Genomic DNA, 895 nt, shown 5'->3' with positions numbered 1-895 from the left:
TATAGTCATTTAGTTTTTAAATAGTATGTTATTGCATCAGTCAAATCGCCTGTCTTTCTAAGCAATTCTGTCACCGCTTTTTTCAAAATAGCCCAACTGTTCTCAATAGGATTCAGTTCAGGGGAATATGGTGGTAAAGGGAGAAAAAAATGACCATTACAAATAGAAAGTTCATCTAAAATCTTCTTAGGATGAAAACTTGCATTATCTATGACAATAACATGAGGAACCTCCAAAGAAGGCAAGAGCTGGGTCTTAAACCATTCGACAAAAAAAGCACTGGTCATGCTCCCTTGATAAATCATTGGAGCTATAAATCTATGATTCACTTGTCCTGATACAATCGATGTTCGTTTGAATCGACGACCACTAACGCTCTCATAGACTTTCTCACCTCTTGGTGCACGGGCATTTTTACGATAAAGATAAGTATCAATACCTGTTTCATCAATATAAACAATTGGTAAGTGTTCTAAAACTGCCAATGCCTCAATGTAGTTATGAACTTTTTCCGGATCTTGCTCTTTATAGCTAGTCGTCTTTTTTTAAAGTAAGATTCACTTGCTTCAAAGCAGCCCAAACAGAGGGAATACTGCAAGAAAAATGCTCTGCAATCTCCCTTAAAAAGGCATCTGGATTTTCCTCAACAAAGTTTTTTAATTGATCCAAGGGGATTTTTCTAGACTTAGCTACACGCTTCTTACGTTCTAAATGTCCCTGTTCTCGTTGTTGCTTTTCCCAGGTGTATAAAGTATTCGTGCTAATATTAAATAGTTTTGCAGTTTCTTGACGTGTATGTCCCTCTTCTACGTAAGCGAGGACACGTTTTCTAAAATCAATTCCGTATGCCATAAGACAAGTATACCATATACGGTTTATAAGCTAAACGACTATA

Annotated in this window: 2 protein-coding genes; both read right to left on the bottom strand. The window is 36.5% G+C overall.

The features are described from left to right. Nucleotides 1–5: 5 nt before the first annotated feature. Complete coding sequence (locus HZY94_RS10715; RefSeq protein WP_179925968.1) at nucleotides 6–485, bottom strand: transposase; 480 nt, start codon at nucleotides 483–485, stop codon at nucleotides 6–8. 46 nt (nucleotides 486–531) lie between these two features. Next, on the bottom strand, nucleotides 532–852 hold the full coding sequence (locus HZY94_RS10710; protein ID WP_179925967.1) for an IS630 transposase-related protein: 321 nt from the start codon (nucleotides 850–852) through the stop codon (nucleotides 532–534). Between the last annotated feature and the right edge of the window lie 43 nt (nucleotides 853–895).

It is taken from the genome of Streptococcus danieliae, from assembly GCF_013415245.1.
GTDB lineage: Bacteria > Bacillota > Bacilli > Lactobacillales > Streptococcaceae > Streptococcus > Streptococcus danieliae_A.
This window is presented reverse-complemented; position numbering and strand designations above follow the sequence as displayed.